The sequence below is a fragment of the uncultured Slackia sp. genome, assembly GCF_959608125.1.
GTDB lineage: Bacteria > Actinomycetota > Coriobacteriia > Coriobacteriales > Eggerthellaceae > Slackia.
The window spans coordinates 23,271-39,300 of record NZ_CAUHPG010000006.1; the positions used below are offsets into that span (position 1 = coordinate 23,271).

General features: G+C 61.1%; 17 protein-coding genes. 7 read left to right on the top strand and 10 right to left on the bottom strand.

Annotated features, from left to right (window positions below; translation table 11 throughout):
- Positions 1-118 precede the first annotated feature (118 nt).
- The 4 genes from Q6E04_RS03025 to Q6E04_RS03040 all read left to right on the top strand — a co-directional run bounded on the left by Q6E04_RS03025 (position 119) and on the right by Q6E04_RS03040 (position 2,892).
- Positions 119-877, top strand: coding sequence for a TSUP family transporter (locus tag Q6E04_RS03025; RefSeq protein WP_303249331.1), 759 nt, complete (start codon positions 119-121; stop codon positions 875-877).
- 164 nt (positions 878-1,041) lie between these two features.
- Positions 1,042-1,407, top strand: a complete 366-nt coding sequence (locus tag Q6E04_RS03030) for a helix-turn-helix domain-containing protein (protein WP_303249332.1) — start codon at positions 1,042-1,044, stop codon at positions 1,405-1,407.
- Between the two features lie 602 nt (positions 1,408-2,009).
- Positions 2,010-2,438, top strand: a complete 429-nt coding sequence (locus Q6E04_RS03035) for a DUF2871 family protein (protein WP_303249333.1) — start codon at positions 2,010-2,012, stop codon at positions 2,436-2,438.
- Position 2,439: 1 nt separating this feature from the next.
- The gene (locus Q6E04_RS03040) at positions 2,440-2,892 is read left to right on the top strand and encodes a VOC family protein (protein ID WP_303249334.1); all 453 of its coding nucleotides are present in this window, start codon (positions 2,440-2,442) and stop codon (positions 2,890-2,892) included.
- 288 nt (positions 2,893-3,180) lie between these two features.
- On the opposite strand, the gene Q6E04_RS03045 is transcribed toward Q6E04_RS03040, so the two are convergent.
- The 7 genes from Q6E04_RS03045 to Q6E04_RS03075 all read right to left on the bottom strand — a co-directional run bounded on the left by Q6E04_RS03045 (position 3,181) and on the right by Q6E04_RS03075 (position 9,890).
- Positions 3,181-3,510, bottom strand: coding sequence for a histidine kinase (locus Q6E04_RS03045; RefSeq protein ID WP_244594935.1), 330 nt, complete (start codon positions 3,508-3,510; stop codon positions 3,181-3,183).
- A 145-nt stretch (positions 3,511-3,655) separates the two neighbouring features.
- Positions 3,656-5,791, bottom strand: a complete 2,136-nt coding sequence (gene ligA / locus Q6E04_RS03050) for an NAD-dependent DNA ligase LigA (RefSeq protein ID WP_303249385.1) — start codon at positions 5,789-5,791, stop codon at positions 3,656-3,658.
- Between the two features lie 220 nt (positions 5,792-6,011).
- Entirely contained in the window at positions 6,012-6,602 is a 591-nt protein-coding gene (locus tag Q6E04_RS03055; RefSeq protein ID WP_303249335.1) for an HdeD family acid-resistance protein, read from the bottom strand.
- 1 nt (position 6,603) lies between these two features.
- Positions 6,604-7,521 carry an NAD(P)H-hydrate dehydratase gene (locus Q6E04_RS03060; protein ID WP_303249336.1) on the bottom strand — a complete coding sequence of 306 codons (918 nt, stop codon included), beginning with the start codon at positions 7,519-7,521 and terminating at the stop codon, positions 6,604-6,606.
- A gap of 1 nt (position 7,522) precedes the next feature.
- Positions 7,523-8,080 (bottom strand): holo-ACP synthase, encoded by a 558-nt coding sequence (acpS, locus tag Q6E04_RS03065; protein WP_303249337.1) that lies wholly within the window; start codon positions 8,078-8,080, stop codon positions 7,523-7,525.
- 230 nt (positions 8,081-8,310) lie between these two features.
- Complete coding sequence (locus Q6E04_RS03070) at positions 8,311-8,829, bottom strand: ferritin (protein ID WP_303249338.1); 519 nt, start codon at positions 8,827-8,829, stop codon at positions 8,311-8,313.
- Between the two features lie 200 nt (positions 8,830-9,029).
- On the bottom strand, positions 9,030-9,890 hold the full coding sequence (locus Q6E04_RS03075) for a DegV family protein (protein WP_303249339.1): 861 nt from the start codon (positions 9,888-9,890) through the stop codon (positions 9,030-9,032).
- Between the two features lie 150 nt (positions 9,891-10,040).
- Here Q6E04_RS03075 and Q6E04_RS03080 point away from each other — a divergent pair, with 150 nt between their 5' ends.
- Entirely contained in the window at positions 10,041-10,655 is a 615-nt protein-coding gene (locus Q6E04_RS03080; protein WP_303249340.1) for a DUF1836 domain-containing protein, read from the top strand.
- Positions 10,656-10,670: 15 nt separating this feature from the next.
- Positions 10,671-11,105: a nitrous oxide-stimulated promoter family protein gene (locus Q6E04_RS03085; RefSeq protein ID WP_303249341.1), complete on the top strand. Its 435-nt coding sequence runs from the start codon at positions 10,671-10,673 to the stop codon at positions 11,103-11,105.
- A gap of 378 nt (positions 11,106-11,483) precedes the next feature.
- On the opposite strand, the gene Q6E04_RS03090 is transcribed toward Q6E04_RS03085, so the two are convergent.
- The gene (locus Q6E04_RS03090; RefSeq protein ID WP_303249342.1) at positions 11,484-12,278 is read right to left on the bottom strand and encodes a ZIP family metal transporter; all 795 of its coding nucleotides are present in this window, start codon (positions 12,276-12,278) and stop codon (positions 11,484-11,486) included.
- 358 nt (positions 12,279-12,636) lie between these two features.
- Here Q6E04_RS03090 and Q6E04_RS03095 point away from each other — a divergent pair, with 358 nt between their 5' ends.
- On the top strand, positions 12,637-13,830 hold the full coding sequence (locus Q6E04_RS03095; RefSeq protein ID WP_303249343.1) for a pyridoxal phosphate-dependent aminotransferase: 1,194 nt from the start codon (positions 12,637-12,639) through the stop codon (positions 13,828-13,830).
- 225 nt (positions 13,831-14,055) lie between these two features.
- Here the strand turns inward: Q6E04_RS03095 and Q6E04_RS03100 are convergent, their stop codons facing one another.
- The gene (locus tag Q6E04_RS03100; RefSeq protein WP_303249344.1) at positions 14,056-15,468 is read right to left on the bottom strand and encodes a hypothetical protein; all 1,413 of its coding nucleotides are present in this window, start codon (positions 15,466-15,468) and stop codon (positions 14,056-14,058) included.
- A 234-nt stretch (positions 15,469-15,702) separates the two neighbouring features.
- Positions 15,703-15,993, bottom strand: a complete 291-nt coding sequence (locus Q6E04_RS03105) for a hypothetical protein (protein WP_303249345.1) — start codon at positions 15,991-15,993, stop codon at positions 15,703-15,705.
- Between the last annotated feature and the right edge of the window lie 37 nt (positions 15,994-16,030).

Consider the following 16,030-nt stretch of genomic DNA (forward strand, 5'->3'; position numbering starts at 1 on the left):
ATGTATCCTTCGAGAATAAACCGCGCGGGCGGAGAGGAAGCGCCCGTGTCGCAAACCTCCATATTATAATCCTTTGCGTTTCACCCGTTTTTCCCCTATTTTCGTCAGGACGAGGTTTATGGACCCCATCACATTGCTTATCGTTTGCCCGCTTGTCTTCCTTGCCGGATTGGTCGACTCCATCGCCGGCGGCGGCGGGTTGATTTCTCTGACCGCCTACTTGCTGGCGGGGCTGCCGGCGCATGCGGCGCTCGGAACGAACAAGCTTTCGTCCTCGATCGGAACGGCAGTGGCCACGGCCCGCCTTGCTCGCGGCGGCTACATCGATTTCAAGCTGGCCGTTCCCGCCGCCGTAGGCGCCGTGGCGGGTTCGGCGATCGGCGCGAAGCTCGCCCTGCTCACGCCCGACGGCATATTCCAAATCCTGCTGGTCGTGGCGCTTCCGTTCGTCGCCTTCGCCGTGCTGCGCAAACGCACGCTCGAAGCTCCCGAAGACGCCGAAATCTCGCCGCGCAGGCAATACGTCATCGTGGCCGTCGCTTCGGTGCTGCTCGGAGCCTATGACGGATTTTACGGACCCGGTACAGGCACGTTCATGCTCATCGCCTTCACTGCCGCAGCCAAGCTGCCCGTCAAGCATGCGTCCGGCGAAGTGAAGGTGGCCAACCTGGCATCCAACGTGGCGGCACTTGTCACCTTCTTCATGCACGGAGCGGTCTGGCTGGGCCTGGGGCTTGCGGCAGCCGTGTTCAGCATCGCCGGCAACTACCTGGGCGCAGGCATGGTCATGAAGGACGGCACGAAAATAGTGCGCCCCATCATCATCGCGATACTCGCCCTGCTCTTCGTGAAAGTAGTCTTCGACCTAGTATCGTAGAAACCCGCTGCAACGGCGGCGGAATCAGGCAGGGCATCTCGAATGCATCCGCCCCCTGAAACCGTGCATGCACGATCGCAAATATGCAACAATACCCCGACGCCAAACGCCCGGCATCTTAATATCCGATAGGATGGAACCATAGATGATCGAAGGAGCGAATCATGCCTGACTCACGGGGCCACAAGGTCAGCTGTTCCAATTATCAATGCGAAATAGAGCTCACGCTCGAGATCCTAAGCGGAAAATGGAAGGCGCTTATCATCTGGAGTCTTCACTTGCACGAAGTCATCCGATACAACGAATTCCGTCGCCTTATTCCCAGCATCACTCAAAAAATGCTCACCCAACAACTGAAAGAACTGGAGAAATACGGCATCGTTGCACGCACGGCGCATCCTACGGTCCCGCCTACCGTGGAATACCGACTAACCGATATGGGCAGAAATCTTATTCCCATCATGGAAGCTATGGATCATTGGGGGAAAGCCTACGTGGACTTTTATCGCCACGACCACGAAGGCAACTGAACCGGATACTACGCGATGCAATTCTTACTTTTCGGTGCATAGAGCACCGAAAAGTGCCCTCTTCCCCCCAACGACATCCTTTTCGATAATGCACTCAGAGCAAGGAGCCCTTCGTCTATTTCGAGAGGAGTCATACGGGCATGAAGGCCCATCGCTCCAAAGCATCTATCGTGATGGCATGGATGGCCATGGCAGTCGAATTCAATTGAGCGCGTGATCATATCATTTCGGCATCGCCCCAATGCCCCGTTCAAGATCGGCAACTCGCAACGATTCCGAACATACTCCTTAATGCGGTAAAGCAACCGTAGAATCTCGACATGCAGCGACGCCGACCAAGAAATAAGCCCGAATACAGGAGCGCGACTTCGCATGGGCCCCGCATAAAAGGCAACGACACCCTGCCGCAGCGGGCTTATTCCCCTTTCGGTACCCCACCTCTCCCATACTAGACCCGTTCCTGGAAAACAAATGACTCGCCCATCCTGCACCACCTCCCAATCGACCGCATTGCGGCATTGGGACGAATCAAATAGAAGTCCTAAAGGAACCCTTGCTCTTTTCCGAACATAAGAAAGAACCCAGAATGGAAGGGAGCGCCTATGATTAAAAAAATGTACTGGATTTCTCTCGCCTATATCGCAATCGGCCTAGCATTGGGCTTGCTGAATCACGAAATAGCCTACTGGACCCATTTCACTGGAGAATCCGTGCTTGCAGAAGTCCATCCTCATGCAATCATGCTTGGAGGGTTCGTATTCCTGTCGATGCCGCTGTTCATGAAAAACTTCGATATCGAAAAACAGAGAAGTTTCCGGATTTTTCTTTGGGTGTACAACATGGGGCTCTTGATGACCTTAGGCTTCATGACGGCACGAGGAATGTCTCAAACCCTGGCGATGCCGCTCCCGAGCCTCGCCGACCACATGGTAGGAGGATTGGCGGGAATCGGCCATATCATCCTCACCATCGGACTGGGATTCTTCTTCCATGCGCTTTTCAAACCCATAAACGATAGGAGCAGCGAATAATATGGCGAAGCGAATCTATCATATCGGACTGACCGTATTCGACATGGAGCGATCGATTCGTTTCTATCGAGACGTGCTCGGCCTTCGATTCCAGGGCGAAATCCTGATGCAAGGACCTGAAACGGATGCGATGTTCCAACGAAAAAACTGCAGGGCGCGCGTAGCCTATCTGAATGGGTCGGAGCGACAAGACATGCCCCCCGTCGAACTTATTCAGTTTCTAGACGACGAGACGGATCGGCAGGCGGGCGACCTATTCACCACGTCCATATCGGAACTGTGTTTTCATACGGAAGATGCCGAAGAGACCTACCGCCATCTGCAGGAACATGGAGTCGAATGCCTCTCCGAGCCTCAAACCTTCGATTTCACAGATGCCGGCTTCGGAAAGAGTAAAGCATTCTATTTCCGCGACCCCGACGGCATCATCCTGGAAATGATGCAACCCCTGTAACCACATGCATCAATCCATCCGCAACGACAGGGCCCTCGCGACCGGCACTACCCGAACGGCGCAGGGCCCTATCTGCGTTATTGAAGCTCGAGACAAAAGCCGACAGAAGAAACTTCGGTCAGGCGCACAGGCCTCGGGCAGCCGTCATCTTCGTAAGGCCCGATACCCCCATTCCACCCGCATTGAATCGGCAGACTTGCATGTTGGCGATAGAAAAAGCATTGCGGCAGCGAAGGCGCATCGAGGAGCCGCAAGCAACCGGAAAAGCAACGCGCCGCGATCGGCTCGCTATACGAATTTGGCGATCAGGAAGCCCGCGATCACGCCGACCATGGCAACCAGCACGGTGAAGACGCTGACCATCCAATCGTGGCGGCGATCCTCCTTGCGATGACGCTCGACGCGCAGCACCTCGGCACGTTCCTCGTCGACGATGCCCAGGTATGAATACCCCTTCGCGAGCACCTCGACCACATAGGGATTGCCGTCTTTGTACATGGCGCCGATCATGCCCAGCTGGTCGAGCCTGCGCATGGCCGAACCCGCCTCGGTATCGCGCTTCACGAACGCGAGCGGACCTTGTTTGCGCTCCTGGCGGCGAGCGGTTTCCAGCTGCACCAGTCGGCGAAGGACTTTTTCATCATATGCGCTCAGCCTGTCCTGCATGGCCAAACCTCTCTCATCGTTCGCGTATTCGTTTCGCATCAAAGCCGTAGTATACCGCTCTTGCGTGCTTATGCCGCGCATTGTCACCTCCTCCAGCCTAATCGCGGGGCTCGATGCCCGCAGCCTCGAGCGACCCCGCCTCCAGCAGACGCAGAAGGTCGGCTTCGTCAAGCACGGGGACGCCCAGCGAAACCGCCTTGTCGTACTTGCTGCCAGCAGCCTCGCCCGCGATCACATAGCCGGTCTTCTTCGACACGCTGCCCGACACCTTCGCACCCATAGCCTTCAAGCGGGCGCCGGCCTCGTCGCGCGTCATGCCGCTTTCCGTAAGCGAGCCCGTCAGCACGAACGTGATGCCCGCCAGCGTCTGAGGCGTTTCGTCGTGAACGGCCGCGTCTTCCAGCGACACGCCCATGCGGCCCAGACGATGGATGACCTCGCGGTTGTCCTCGTTGCCGAAGAACGCGCGAATGCTCTGCGCGATCACGCCGCCGACGCCTTCCACCTCGGCCAGCTGTTCTTCGGTCGCTTCCATCAGGCGCTCCATCGACGGGAACGCCGCGGCCAGCTGCTCGCCCGTGGTCTTGCCCACGTGCCTGATGCCCAGGCCGAACAGCACGCGCGCGAGCGGGCGCGCCTTGGACGCCTCGATCGCGGCGATCAGCTTGGCGGCGATGGTCGAACCCAAGCGGATCGGCTCGCCTTCCTTGTTCGTGCGGCCCGTCTCAAGCGTGGCCAGCTCGTACTCGGTCAGGCTGTAGTAATCGGCTACGTCGCGCACGCGCTCGCTTTCGACCAGGCGCGCGACAATTTCCTCGCCCATGCCGTCGATGTCCATGGCGCCGCGGCTCGCCCAATGCAGCAGCCTTTCGAGCGCCTGCGCCGGACAATCCATGGAGACGCACCTGAACGCCGCCTCGCCCTCTTCGCGCACGATCGGGCTTCCGCAGCTCGGACACGTCGCGGGCATCTCCCATGCGCGGGCGCCTTCGGGCCTCAGGCTCAGCACGGGACCGAGCACCTCGGGAATGACGTCGCCCGCCTTGCGCACGATCACCGTGTCGCCCACGCGCACGTCCTTACGACGCACCTCGTCGAGGTTATGCAGCGTGGCGCGCGCGACCGTGGATCCGGCAACGCGCACGGGGTCCAGTTCGGCAACCGGCGTGATCGCGCCCGTGCGGCCCACCTGCACGGTGATGTCGCGCAGCACGGTGGTCTTTTCCTCGGGCGGGAACTTGTAGGCGATGGCCCAACGCGGCGCCTTCGCCGTGAAGCCCAGTTCGCGCTGCATGGCGAAGGAATTCACCTTCACCACCACGCCGTCGATATCATAAGGAAGCACCGAGCGCTTTTCGGCCACCGATTCGCAGAACGCGCGCACTTCGCCAGGCGTTGCGCACAAGGCCACGTCGGGGTTCACATGGAAACCGCTCGCGCGCAGCCACTGCAGCAGCTCCCACTGGTTTTCGGCTTTCACGGCGCGCTCGTCGGCGATCGCGTAGATGAACGTGGAGAGGTCGCGGCCCTTGGTGATCTTAGGGTCTTTCTGGCGCAGCGAGCCGGCGGCGGCGTTGCGCGGATTGGCGAAGGGGGCCTTGCCGTTCGCTTCGGCGGCGGTGTTGAGCGCATCGAAGCTCGCCTTGGGCATGTACACCTCGCCGCGCACTTCCACCGATCCGTCGGCGTCGGCCAGCCCCGCTGCGCCTTCGTCGCGCAGGCGTAGCGGCACGTCGCGCACGGTGCGCATGTTCACCGTGACGTCCTCGCCCGTCACGCCGTCGCCGCGCGTGGCCGCCTTGGCGAGCACGCCCGCATCGTAGGTCAGCGCGATCGAAGAGCCGTCGATCTTCAACTCGCAGACGAATTCCACCGGACGCCCCGCAGCCTCCACCGTGCGCTGCGTCCACGCGTCCAGCTCTTCGAGGTCCATCGCGTTATCGAGCGAATACATGCGCTGAGCATGACGCACGGCGGAGAACTGCTCGCCGACGTAGCCGCCGACGCGCTGCGTGGGCGACGAGGCGTCGATCAACTCGGGATGGGCCGCTTCGAGCTCGCGCAGCTCGGCCATCAACGAATCGAACGCGGCGTCGGATATCTCGGGCGCGTCCTGCGCGTAATACAGGTAGCTGTGATGCTCGATTTCACGGCGAAGGGCCTCGACGCGAGCGGCAGGGTCGCTCGCCAGCGCGGCAGAGGTCCGGGCGTCGAACATGCTCTCTTGTTCCATCATGATGCAGATCTCCGAATTCCTCGATGCGTCATACGTTGTTCCAGCCGCCTATGATACATGCGCCCATGCCTCCGAACCACGACGGCACGGCATCGCCACAAGGGAACCCGAGCCATGCCCCTGCGCAGCAGCAAACCAGAACACAACAAGGCCCCCTTCCCCGCCGACATGACGCCGGGCTGCGAAAAGGGGGCCGTTCGCGCAGGAAGCACGCGTGCTACCAAAGCGTATTGGTGCGGTCGCGACCGATCGGCAGGCTGAACACGATCATGTCGACGGCATGCACGAAAGCGAACAATCCGATGAAAATGCCCAAGTTGGAAGGCCAGACGCACAGCAGAACGCCCAGCACTACTTCGGCGATACCGGAAATGCCCACGAGCAGGCCGATTCCTGCGCCCACCGCGTAGAACCTGCGGGCCGCCACCAGCTGCACCACGCCGAATAGAATCGCGCCCAGGCCGAGCGCCCATCCCATGAACGCCACGCCCACCATGGGAAACATAATCAACATGACGCCGATCAAGATGAGCATGATTGCGAAAAACAGGCTCCAGCCGCTCTGCTCGAACAGGGTGTTGCGCGCACGGATGTAAGCCGCCGCGTTGATACCGCCGGCGATCATGATCAAAACGGCGGCTATCACATTGAACCCGACCAGTACCTCCAAGGGACAGAACACGCATAGCGCGCCGAACGCCAGCAGCAAGATGCCCGAAAGAAGCTGCATCCAGTTCACCGAACCGCCGCTGCGGCCCGGCCTGAATTCGTCGCGCGAATCCATCAGCTCGATACGGATGTTGCTCATGTCAGTTTCCCTCTTTTCGAATCTTGCGGTCGAGCGCGGCCGCCGCCGCGGCTATATGGTCAAGGACGTCTTCCGCCGTCACGCACAGCTCGCATCGATCGACCGAGGCCAGCATGCCGGCGCGGGCATGTAGAAACGTAGCTGCGGCGCACGCGTCGAAAACCTCGGCGCCCTGGCTTATCAGCGATCCGATCATGCCGGCCAGGATATCGCCCGTTCCCGCCTTGGCGAGCGCCGAAGTCCCCTGCAGCATGGCCGCCACATCGCCCGCCGACGCCTCGTCCCCCGTAGCGATGAACGTATCGGGGCCCTTCAAGACGCAGGTCACGCCGAACGCCCGCGCCAGCACGAGCGCCATCTCCTGGGGTTTCAGGCGACTGGGGTCGGGCATGTCTTGCGAGCCTTCCGCAAGAAAGCGCATAAGGCGCAACGCCTCGCCGCCATGCGGAGTGATGACCGTGGGAATTCCCTCGACGAAACGACGGCGCGCCGCCGCGGCGCCTTCCTCGCAGGCCAGGGCGCGCAGGCCTCCGCCGTCGAGCACCACGGGAGCCTTGCAGGCTTCGAGCAAGTCGAGCGTACGACGGATTTCCTCGTCGGTGCCCGCCATGCCGCACCCCGCCACCACGGCGCGGGGGCGACGTTCGTCGAAAACATGGTCCTCTTCGAAAAATGCCTGCTCGGAAAGCACGACCGCCGACGGCTGCACGATATGCAGCACGTCTGCGGCTTTGTCGCATGTATATGCCTTCACGTAACCTGCGCCCATGCGGTTCGCCGCCGATACCGCCAAAACGGCGGCGCCGACGAAGCGGTCGCTTCCCACCACGAGCTCGCAGACCCCGCGCGTGTATTTGTTCGCATCGGCACGAAGCGCCGGCAGAGCGCGGGCGGCCTTCTTGGATGTGATCGACTTCATATCAATACCCGCCTTTCCGAGAAACGGGAGCATCGGACGGCGACGCGCCATGTGCGACGACCGTCTCAGCCTGCCGGGTCGTTTGCGACCCCAGCTCGTCGAGCATGGAGCGGGCGCTTTTGAACTGCCTGGCCAAATCGGCCTTCGCATCGCGGCGCTTCTCGCGCTCGACTTTGGATTCTTCCGTGATGGCCACCGCGTTGGCCACCGCCACGCTATGAGTGTAGGACAGCGAAAGAGGAACTTCGACGACCCCCTGCTCGCGAGCCGCGGCGGCGGCCTTCCCGTGAAGCGCCACGGCGGGCTTGCCGCGCCCGTCGCGCACCACTTCGACATCGGTCATGCGCACGCCATGGGCGAGGATGCCCGTGCCGAGGGCCTTGCACACGGCCTCTTTCGCGGCGAATCGGGCGGCGTAATGGGCGGCGGGATTAGGCTTCGCGTCGCAATAGGCGCGTTCTTCGGCCGTGAACGCCTTACGTGCGAACGCAGGCGTGCGTGCGAGCACGGCTTTCATGCGTTCTATCTCGACGATATCGACTCCGAGGCCGACAGTCATGGGCGTTCCTTTCGTCTGTTTCCGCCATTGTACTCCAGAGGGACCCGCAACACATGAAAAGCGCATGCGAACAGGCGGTAACGTGAGCGGACGAAACGGTCGCGAAACAATGTCCGAAAGGTCGCGCGCGACCGAAGTCGCGTCCGAACGACAGAGGCCGCGCACACGGCGCGGCCTCTTGGAAATCGGATTCGTCGCATACGCAAGCGCATGCCCGTACGACGGATGTTTTATTTCGCGTTGGCGAGCGGCGACGGCGTGGAATACACGCGGGAAGCGTATTCGCGGTCGAGGTCGTAGAGCGCCTTGGCATCGGAGCCGAACAGGCGCATCTTGGTGATCATGTCGTCGGCGTTGGTCTCTTCTTCCATCTGCTCGTCGATGAACCAATCGAGGAACTTCATGCAGCGATAGTCCTTCACCTCGGCCGCGGCGGCGTAGATGGCGTTGATGCGGGCGGTGATATAGCGCTCATGTTCGAACGCGGCCTCCAGCGGGCCCATGAAATCACCGAACTCCTTGTCGGGCTGGCCGATGGCGGCGAGCTTGATCTTCTCGCCGTTGTCGTGCAGATAGTTACGGAAAATCAAGGCATGGTCGCGCTCTTCGGCGGCCTGGATCATGTAGTAGTTCGCGTAGCCCTGCAGGCCCTCTTCCTCGTAGTAATCGGCAAACGACATGTACAGATACGCGCTATACAGCTCGGCGTTGATCTGGTCGTTAATCAGTTCGTACACCTTCTTGTCCATTGAAACGCTTCCTTTCCGAAACGCCGCGCGTGGCGGCTCGCCCTTTCGATGCGGATATTGTACGACGCAACGATGCACACACAGCGAAAACGCCTCGAATCGCGATAAGAAAAACGGCCCGCCGAAATGGCGGACCGTTGCGGGTTCGTAAAATCACGCGAGCTGGAAACGCCGGGCATTTTCCAGGACCGAAAGGGCGCTTAATCGAGAATCTGCACGCCGATGCCGATCAGGCCGGGGCCCGTATGGACCACGAGAGCGGGAGAAATCTGCTCGAAGACGAACTCTTCGGCGTCGGACATGGCCTCGCAACCCTGCTCGAACAGCGCACGCGCCTCTTCGTAGGCGCCTCCGTGCACGACCGCGAAACGATAGCGCTTCGCGCCCGCCGCCTTCTTCTTCACGATAGAAAGGGCTTTTTTCAGCGATGCCTTGCGGCCATGCGCCTTCGCCACGGGAACATAGACGCCCTCGTCGTTGCACGCGATGACAGGACGAACGTCAAGAGCGGAACCGATCGAATACACGGCCTTGCCGATGCGGCCGCCCTTGTACAGGTATTCGAGGGTATCGACGCAGAAATACGCGTAAGTGGACTGGGCCGAACGATAGGCGGCCGCGACGATTTCGTCGAACGGGACGCCCTGCTGCGCCAAGCGCGCAGCCTCGACCGCAGTGAGGCCGGAACCCAGGCCGATCCTTTTGGTGTCGACCACCTCGACGGTCAGATTTCGATAGCCCGTAGCGACGCTCTTGAGCAGGTCGTGCGTGCCGGAAAGGCCCGAGGAGATGGTAACGGCGACCACATGGGTCACGCCGTCGGCCACCATGGCGTCGAACGCCTCGGCCACATCGGACGGAGCAGGAGTGGACGTGCGAGGAATCTCTTCCGCGAAGCGCGCGTACACCTCGTCGGGCTGAATGTCCACGCGGTCGCGATACGACGCATCGCGATAGTTGATGTGCAGAGCAACTACATATATGCCCAGTTCGGCAGCGAGCTCAACAGGAACGTCCGAGCACGAATCGGTGATCACGGCAATTTTTTGGGCCTTTTCCATGCGATCCCTTTTCCTCGATTCATATCTAGTATTGAATACCAGATTATGTAATGCTCCATATCATGTCAAGCAATGTGATTTTTACGAGAAAGCATCGTGGTGTCCTTCTCCATCTTCACGAAAACCGCCGAACGACGATAAGCTACGCATATGAAACCTTTGAACAACACTGAAGAAGCCTCGACCGCCTTCGAGTGCGCCCTCCATGATTTCGAAGCGTTCGTGCAGACGCTGCATTTTCCCCGATATAGCGAGCTGCCGGCCATCGAGCTATATATGGATCAGGTGCTCACGTACGTGGACGACCAGCTGCGGCCTTTGCTCCCCGAAGGAGAGAAGCTGCTCACCTCGTCGATGGTGAACAACTACGTCAAACAGAAGCTCATCCCCACGCCCGTGCACAAACGCTACGGGCGCGAGCACGTGGCATTGCTTATCTTCATCTGCCTGATGAAGCGCTCGATTTCGATATCCGACATCCAGCGCCTATTCGCCGTGCAGGCAACCGCCTCTTCCACCGAGCGCTCCTACGACTTCTTCTGCACGGCCGCCGAAGAAAGCCTCCGTTCGCTGTTCTGCGGCACCACGAGCGCGCGCAATCTGAGCGAATGGGCGATCGAGGACCCGAGCGGCTTCGCCTTCTCGCTGCGCATTTCGCAAGCAGACGAGCTTTCGCTCGAACGCAGGATCGTGATCGCAGCGGCCACGGCGATCGCGAATAAGATCTATCTGGAAAAATGCCTGGAATTCTCCAGCCTGCGCTAACGCGGAAGGACCACTGTGAATACCGAAGAAACCATCGAGCTATCCTACGAGCGCCTCGGAGAACGCATCTCCGAGAAATTCCGCTGCAAGGATATCGCGCGCGATATCGTCACCCTGGCGGGCATGGCGGAAATCTACTGTGCCGACCATCATGACGACGGGCTGCGCGTGCCGTTTCGCAGCAAAGCCGTCGAAGCGGGCGTCTACCCCGCGCGCAAGGTGCCGCGCCTGTGTCCCGATTGCGCCATGCATGTGCGCTACGGGGAGGTGCGTCGAGCACTATGCACGCGCGACCCCAGGCCGTCGTGCAAAACCTGCTCGAACCACTGCTATGCGCCCGACGAAGCGGCCTGGCAGCGCACGTGCATGGCATACGCCGGCCCGCGCGCGATGTTTCGCGGACACGCGATCGAAGCGATCAGGCACCTGATCCAAACCCGCCGAAGCTAGCCGGCGGCTTACGCCCCGGACGAAACGCCCCAGGCGCCCTCGTTTGGAACCGCGCTTTTACGTACTTTGGATTTTTCGGCCCTTTTCGGCCAAAAAATGCGAGTTTTGTCACGAAAACCGAGCGGGATCCACCGCCGCGCGCGGAAAATTCGCCGTTCACGACGGAAAACATACCGTTAGACGCGACTAAATCGCTTCGCACCCCTTTGACGCCGCCTCCTTTGTGGCAAAGCCTCGAAAAAATGACCTGAAGGGCCTCTTTTTTACAAACTTCATAGCGAGCAAGACCGAAGGGCGCGCCACGAAAAAGGCCCTCGGTGCGAGGGCCTGAAAAACGCGAACGCGATTCGGCAAGAGCCGGCGACCGAGCGGCCTGTCCTAGCCCAACGCGACGTCGAGCACCATCATGGTCAAAAAACCCAGCATGACGCCGGCGGTGCCCCAATTGGCATGCTCGCCCAGATGCGCCTCGGGAATGAGCTCTTCGACCACCACGAACATCATCGCGCCCGCCGAAAACGCCAGCATCCACGGCATATACGGCGTGATGAATCCCACGCCCAGCACTACCAGACAGCCGAACACCGGCTCTGCGAGGCCCGACAGAGCGCCCATGGCGAACGCCTTCGGCCTGCTCATGCCCTCTTGCGCAAGCGGCAGCGAAACCGCGGCGCCCTCGGGAATGTTCTGAATACCGATGCCGAGCGCAAGCGCCGTGGCCATGCCGAACAAAGCGGGATCGGCCCCCTGCTGCGCCGCCATGGCGAACAGCAGGCCGACGCTCATGCCCTCGGGAATATTATGAAGCGTGACGGCCGTGAACAGCAGCGTCGAGCGGCCCCATCGCGAGGGAAGGCCCTCGGCGCGCTCCTTGCCTATGTTGAGATGAGGCAGCAACGCATGCAGCACGAACAGGAACAGAGCGCCCAGAACGAAGCCGCCCGCTGCGGGAATCCATCCGACCTGGCCCGCTTCCTCGGCTTTTTCGATAGCAGGAATAAGCAGGCTCCAGACGCTGGCGGCGATCATGACGCCGGCGGCGAAACCTAGAAACAACGTCTGCGCGACGCCGCCTTTCTTGCCGCGCAGCAAGAACACCGCGGCGGCGCCGAGCGCCGTGCACGCGAACGTGAAACCCGTGCCCGCCGCAGCCCCCAAAAACGATTCGACCATATCAAATCCTTCACACGCGGCCCGCAGGCCGCAACGAAATCCTACACAGACGTCCGCCGCGGAAAGGCGGCGAAAACGCATCGGCCCATCATACGCCGAAAGCATGCCCGCGCAGGCGGCAATGCATGTCGAACGCCCTGAATACGCCGGGGATACGGCGGTGCGCAGCGGCCGAGCGGCGGCGGCGCGCACATCGCCGCGCATTCCCGCATGTGGAGGAAAAATGCGCCCGCGCGAACACCCTGGACGAGCAATACCGTGCATAATGGAAGAGGAACCGCGCGATCGAAGCGATTGCAGCAGGCGCCTTCGATCCGCACCCTGCCAAGGGACATCCTGCCAGAACAGAGGGGGAAGCATGATCAATCAGCGCATGTACGAATTGGGCAGCGAGCCATCTGCCATTCGCGAGCTTTTCGCCTACGGCCTCGCCCGCAAAGAGGAGATAGGCGCCGAAAACGTCTTCGACTTCAGCCTAGGAAACCCCAGCGTCGCCGCCCCCGAGGCCGTGAAAAAGGCGGTGCTCGAACTGCTGGAAATGCCCGCGCAGCAGGTGCACGGCTACACGCCCGCACCCGGCGCGCCCGGCGTGCGCGCGGCGATCGCGGCATCGCTCAACCGCAGGTTCGGCACCGCATATACCGGCAACGACCTGTATATGACGGTGGGCGCGGCGGCATCCATCTCCATCTCGATCAATGCGCTGGGCACACCGGGCGACGAATTCATGGTTATCGCCCCGTATTTCCCCGAATATCGCGTCTGGATCGAGAACGCAGGATGCGTCTGCGTCGAAACGCCCGCGCGCATCGGAAGCTTCCAGCTCGACATCGAAGCGATCGAGGATGCCATCACCGAGCGCACCAAGGCCGTCATCATCAACTCGCCCAACAATCCCACCGGCGCGGTCTATCCCGAGTGTGATCTGGTCGAACTGGCCAACACGCTTCGCCGCAAGCAGGATGAATACGGCCATCCGATCTACCTGATTTCCGACGAGCCCTATCGCGAAATCGTCTACGGCGACGCCAATGCGGCATTCATCCCCACGCTGTTCGAAAGCACGCTGGTGTGCTACTCGTATTCGAAGTCGCTCAGCCTGCCGGGCGAACGTATCGGCTACGTGCTTGTTCCGCCCGCGGCGGCCGACGCCGCCGACGTCTACGCCGCCGTATGCGGCGCCGGCAGGGCGCTCGGCTACGTCTGCGCGCCCACGCTGTTCCAGGGCGTCATCGAGAAATGCGTCGACGAGCCTTGCGATGTCGAAGCGTATCGCGAAAACCGCGACGCCCTGTACAACGGTCTGGCCAAACTGGGCTACGAATGCGTGGCGCCCCAGGGAGCGTTCTATCTGTGGATGCGTGCGCTCGAACCCGACGCGAAGGCATTCTCCGAACGCGCGAAGAAGCACGAGTTGCTGGTAGTGCCCAGCGATAGCTTCGGCATCGAAGGATGGGTTCGCATCGGCTATTGCGTCGACCATGCGGTCATCGACGGCGCAATGCCGGCGTTCGCCGCGCTGATGCGCGAGTATCAGGCCGAGAGCCTCTAGCGAACCATAGGCCCGAACGCAGACGAAGCGGCCCGGCGACATAGTGCGCCGGGCCGCTTTTTTCGCGCCGCAAGCGCCTTGGAACCGCAGCCGGCCGGCCCTGAGGCAATCGAATAAGTGCAACCGTTGCACTTATTCGAACGAGCCTGATTTTGCACCAGCCGAAAACAAACGGAGGACGCGAAACCGCGTCCTCCCCCTTTCGCCCGATTGAGCCCGTATACGTTAGAACGTACCGAACATGTAATCGAATTCCTCCTCGGCGGAATCCTCGTCGATAACCCAGGCATCACCCTGCTTCTTGAAGTCGAATGCCGCGAAATACGTGGTCATTTCGGCAGTGTCGGCCATAGTCTGGCTGAACAGCTCGGCCACCTTCGCCCGGGCATCGGAATCAGATGCCGTATCCGCATCGATGGTCTGGCTGTATGCCGCAACGGCGTCGCCGAAGTTCATCAGGAACTGGAACGTATCGCGCTCGGTAGTGTCGACATACACCGTAGCCATGTCGCCTTCGACGAAAACGCTGTCGATAGAATACGAGAAGTCGGTCAAAGCCCATTCAGCGAACGCAGAGGGGTCGATGCCCATCTCGGCATACGTGGCCCCGAAATTCTGCTCGAAAGATTCACCGTATTCTTCGGAAAGCTCGTCCTTGAACTTCGCGTCCTTCGCGACGATACCGTCGAAAAGCACGGTGACCTGATCGTATACGGCCTGCTGGTCCTTGTCCATGTCGACCGCGCCGCCCGTCGCCGACCAGCTGGACGAATCGTTCGAAGACGAAACATGCGCAGGCACGGAATCGTCGTAATCGGAGCCCATCGTCGAAACCGCACCGAAGCCGATCATCATCACGGCAACCGTGAACACGATCATCAGCACCGAGAATACGATGCCCAGAATGCCGCAGACCTTGCCGCCCGTGGCCTTGCCGCTGCGGCCGAACATACGCACGGCCTTGCCGGCGAACACGATGGCGACAATGCCCAAGATGATGCCGACGATCGGAATGAACGAGAACACGATAGCCAAGATGCCGCAGACCAAGGCAACCGTCGCCTTGCTATTGCTCACAGAGGCGTTCGGCGCAGGAGGCGGCGGATAGGCGCCCATAGGCGCGGCGGCGGGCTGGGGCGTGGGACCGCCCGGCTGCGCGGGGGCTCCCATGGGCTGCGTCGGTGCAGCAGCGGGCGCAGATGCAGGAGCAGCGGCGGAACCGGCCACGGGCGCCTGCGGAGCGGCAGGCGCCTTCGGGGCCGGCGGCACAGGCGCCGCGGCAGAAGCCGCAGGCTGGACGGGAGCGGCGGCCGGATCGACCGGAGCCGTCTTCGGAGCCGCAGGCTGAGCCGGCGCTTCGGCGGGCGCGATCGGAGCCGCATCAGGCGCACTCTTCGGAGCCGCAGGTTCTGCCGGCCTGTCTGCACGATCCGCAGGAGATTGCGGCGCAGACATGGGAGCCGCCTTCGGGGCGGCAGGGACCTCGACCGGCGCTGCCTTCGGAGCTGCAGGTTCGGCCGGCTTATCTACGGGATCGCCGGCAAGCTTGCTTTCTTCGGACGCCTGCGCATCGGAAACGGCGGAACGGTCATCGTCGGGAAAAGGCTGCGGTGCCGTCGGCTTAGTCTTGTCTTCCATGGTTCCTCCTTGCGGAACGCGGCGGCGCTTCCCCTGATCGATGCCGCCTTTTTTCGCCCGTAGTATAGTGAAAAACCCGATGGAAAACCCCTGATTTCCACGATATTTCGGCAGGATACCGTGAACAAAAAAAAATGTCGCGAAAGCGACGTTCGCCAGCATCTTTCAGCGTGCGCGGCCGCCTTGCCCGCAGAAACCGCGCACGCTTTCCATTCCGCAAGAAGCCCGTTCGACCTATGCGCGAACGGGCTTCTTCTCCGCCGCCTTATCCAACCGCCTATTGCGGAAGTAAACGGCCCAGTTCACACCGAGGCATGCCAGGTTTATGAAATACACCGCCAGAACCCAGCTGATCGAACCCGCACAGAACTTCGCGCCGATGCCCGCCACGTAGCCCAGCGATATCAGCCCGAGAAACTGCCAGCTGGTGCCCGCCGCCGTACGCGCCTTGAAGTTCTTGTACGCATTCATCGGCCACGACAGGCCGAAGCAGATCAGCATGATCGCCTCGAGTATTTCCGCCATCGTCCGTTCCCCCCTTCTTCGCGGCGTTACGCTCGCG

Coding starts and splice junctions, on each gene's coding strand:
- Q6E04_RS03025 (WP_303249331.1), top strand. CDS start 119: ATGGACCCCATCACATTGCTTATCGTTTGCCCGCTTGTCTTCCTTGCC.
- Q6E04_RS03030 (WP_303249332.1), top strand. CDS start 1,042: ATGCCTGACTCACGGGGCCACAAGGTCAGCTGTTCCAATTATCAATGC.
- Q6E04_RS03035 (WP_303249333.1), top strand. CDS start 2,010: ATGATTAAAAAAATGTACTGGATTTCTCTCGCCTATATCGCAATCGGC.
- Q6E04_RS03040 (WP_303249334.1), top strand. CDS start 2,440: ATGGCGAAGCGAATCTATCATATCGGACTGACCGTATTCGACATGGAG.
- ligA (WP_303249385.1), bottom strand. CDS start 5,791: ATGGAACAAGAGAGCATGTTCGACGCCCGGACCTCTGCCGCGCTGGCG.
- Q6E04_RS03055 (WP_303249335.1), bottom strand. CDS start 6,602: ATGAGCAACATCCGTATCGAGCTGATGGATTCGCGCGACGAATTCAGG.
- Q6E04_RS03060 (WP_303249336.1), bottom strand. CDS start 7,521: ATGAAGTCGATCACATCCAAGAAGGCCGCCCGCGCTCTGCCGGCGCTT.
- acpS (WP_303249337.1), bottom strand. CDS start 8,080: ATGACTGTCGGCCTCGGAGTCGATATCGTCGAGATAGAACGCATGAAA.
- Q6E04_RS03070 (WP_303249338.1), bottom strand. CDS start 8,829: ATGGACAAGAAGGTGTACGAACTGATTAACGACCAGATCAACGCCGAG.
- Q6E04_RS03075 (WP_303249339.1), bottom strand. CDS start 9,890: ATGGAAAAGGCCCAAAAAATTGCCGTGATCACCGATTCGTGCTCGGAC.
- Q6E04_RS03080 (WP_303249340.1), top strand. CDS start 10,041: ATGAAACCTTTGAACAACACTGAAGAAGCCTCGACCGCCTTCGAGTGC.
- Q6E04_RS03090 (WP_303249342.1), bottom strand. CDS start 12,278: ATGGTCGAATCGTTTTTGGGGGCTGCGGCGGGCACGGGTTTCACGTTC.
- Q6E04_RS03095 (WP_303249343.1), top strand. CDS start 12,637: ATGATCAATCAGCGCATGTACGAATTGGGCAGCGAGCCATCTGCCATT.
- Q6E04_RS03100 (WP_303249344.1), bottom strand. CDS start 15,468: ATGGAAGACAAGACTAAGCCGACGGCACCGCAGCCTTTTCCCGACGAT.
- Q6E04_RS03105 (WP_303249345.1), bottom strand. CDS start 15,993: ATGGCGGAAATACTCGAGGCGATCATGCTGATCTGCTTCGGCCTGTCG.